Consider the following 2,767-nt stretch of genomic DNA (forward strand, 5'->3'; position numbering starts at 1 on the left):
GTCACGAAGAACGTCGCGATGACGTCCGGCGCGACGAAGCGGCTGTGGACGACGTGATCGGGGTTCAGCGCGACTGCGGCTGCGGCACCCGCCGAGGCGAGAACGCCCAAGCCGAGCCGGCGCGCCAGGGCGTACGCGAGGCCGACCGTCGCGACGCCGAACAGCAGCGTGATGATCCGAGACAGCAGCGTGGCGCCGGGATCCGGGTCACGCGCCACACCCATCGCCGCGACCGAGGGCAGCAGCTCCGACGACGGACGGTGGACGCCGCCGGTCAGCCAGAGGTAGGGGACGTACGCCGCGGCGTTCACGTAGTACGAAAGACTCGAGTAGTCGAACCGATCGGGTATCGGGACGCCCCGGGTGATCATCTCGCGCATCGTGGTGATACTCACGGGCTCGTCGGGGTGCCGGATGTAGGGGAGCCCCGCGGAGATCCCCCACGCCCGGACGACGACCGCCGCCAACAGAACGGCCGCCAACGCGAGCGCCGCGCCAAGACGCGTCGAGGCGTCGCTCATCCGCCGTCGCGCGCGGTTCTCAGCGCCCGAACGCCCACCGGGCACTGTCACACGTCCTCTGAGACGTCAGGCTTGACGCTGACCAGCAGGCGGTTGAGCGCGTTCAGGTACGCCTTGGCCGACGCCACGATGATGTCCGTGTGAGCCCCGCGGCCCGTGAACACGCGGCCGTCGGCGGAGCGCACGCGGATGGTGACCTCGCCGAGCGCGTCGATGCCCTTGGTCACGGACTTGACCGAGAACTCGATGAGCTCGTTCTCGACGTCGACCATGCGATTCACCGCGCGGTAGACCGCGTCCACCGGCCCCGTGCCGTGGTCGGCGTCGATGAGCCGCTCGCCGTCCGCCGTCTCGAGTTCGACCGTGGCCGTCGGCACGCCCGGATCGCCGCACATCACGTGGACCTGCACCAGCTTGTAGACGTCCTCACTGCTGCGCTCGCGGTCGCTCATCAGCGACTCGAGGTCCTCGTCGAAGACCTCCTTCTTGCGGTCGGCCAGCTCGAGGAAGGCCTCGTAGACGCGCTCGAAGTCCTCGTCGGCGGGCTCGTAGCCCAGCTCCTGCAGGCGGTGCTTGAGCGCGTGCCGGCCGCTGCGGGCGGTCAGCACGATGCTCGAGCCGCCGACGCCGACGTCGGCCGGGTCGATGATCTCGTAGGTCGAGCGCTCCTTGAGCACGCCGTCCTGGTGGATGCCCGAGGAGTGCGCGAACGCGTTCGCGCCCACGATTGCCTTGTTGGGCTGGACGACGATGCCGGTGATGCTCGAGACCAAGCGCGACGCGCGCATGATCTCGCGCGTGACGATGCCCGTGTCGCACCCGAACACGTCCGGGCGCTGGCGGATCGCCATCACCACCTCCTCCATGGAGGTGTTACCGGCGCGCTCGCCGATGCCGTTGATGGTGCACTCGATCTGACGGGCGCCGTTCGCCACGCCGGCCAGGGCGTTGGCCGTCGCCATGCCCAGGTCGTTGTGGCAGTGCACCGAGATGGTCACGTCCTCGATGCGTGCGACGTTGTCGCACAGGCCGCGGATGAGCGCACCCCACTCGTCCGGGTACGCGTAGCCGGTGGTGTCGGGGATGTTGACCACGGTGGCGCCGGCGGCGATGACCGCCTCGACCATCCGATAGAGGAACTCGGGGTCGGCGCGCCCGGCGTCCTCGCCGTAGAACTCGACGTCGTCCGTGAACGAGCGCGCCAGCTTGACCGCGGCCACCGCGCGCTCCATCGCTTCCTCGCGGCCGATCTTGAACTTGTGGGCGAGGTGGTTGTCGGACACTCCGATACCGGTGTGGATCCGAGGGCGCTTCACGTCCTTCAGGGCCTCGGCGGCGGTCTCGATGTCCTTGGGCACCGCGCGGGACAGCGCGCACACGACGCACGCGTCGCCGACCTCGCGGCCGATCTGCACGACGGACGCGAAGTCGCCGGGGCTCGATATGGGGAACCCGGCCTCGATCACGTCGACGCCGAGGCGCACCAGCTGGCGCGCGATCTCGAGCTTCTCGGCGGTGTTCATGGAAGCGCCCGGCGACTGCTCGCCATCGCGCAAAGTGGTGTCGAAGATGCGAACGCGGTCATCCATCACGACTCGGCCTCCTCGTGCCGGGACTGGCTACGGGCTCCCGGGCGCGCGATGGCGCCCGGCTCAGCTCACGCGGCGCGCGGCCCCGGAGACGGGGTCCCGCGCCGCCAGCGAAGTCGCAGCTCCCGGTCGAGCGACGCGGCCGAGACGGGAGCGAGCGCGAGCAGCAGCGGCATCACGATGCCGCCCCAGTAGTTCACTGCCTTGCCGGTCGCCACGTCGATCGCCCCGTTCCAGACGAAGAGGAACAGTACCAAGGGTAGCACGGCGCATCCTGCGAGGTACGCGCGGTCGCGCCCACGGAACGCCGCGAACGCCGCCGCGACGCCGAGCAGGCCGACCGGGACGGCCATCCACGAGCCGCCCGCCAGGAAGCGCGCGCCGGTGGTCATGCCTGCGATCATCGCCGTCACGCCTCCGCGGCCGACCCAAGTGGCGAGCCCCTGCTGCGGTGTGACGATGGCTGAGGCGGCGAGCGCGTGGGCGCCGAGCACGGCAAGTGAGACCGCGAGCGAGACCGCCCACGGCAGCGCGGCCCATCGGCGCTCGCCCTTCGGCGAGGCGAACAGCGCGGCGGCCAAGCCGGCGAGCGGCACGAACAGCATGAGCTCGCGAACGGCGACCGCGAGCGCGGCGAGCGCGGCGGCGGCCCAGAGC

Annotated in this window: 2 protein-coding genes; both read right to left on the reverse strand. The window is 70.7% G+C overall.

The window, feature by feature from the left end:
• Positions 1-521 (reverse strand): phospholipid carrier-dependent glycosyltransferase (locus FDZ70_08935; protein ID TLM71226.1); only part of this gene is annotated, 521 nt, incomplete at its 3' end.
• Positions 522-568: 47 nt separating this feature from the next.
• Positions 569-2,110: a 2-isopropylmalate synthase gene (locus FDZ70_08940; protein TLM71227.1), complete on the reverse strand. Its 1,542-nt coding sequence runs from the start codon at positions 2,108-2,110 to the stop codon at positions 569-571.
• Positions 2,111-2,767 lie beyond the last annotated feature (657 nt).

This window comes from Actinomycetota bacterium, from assembly GCA_005774595.1.
GTDB lineage: Bacteria > Actinomycetota > Coriobacteriia > Anaerosomatales > D1FN1-002 > D1FN1-002.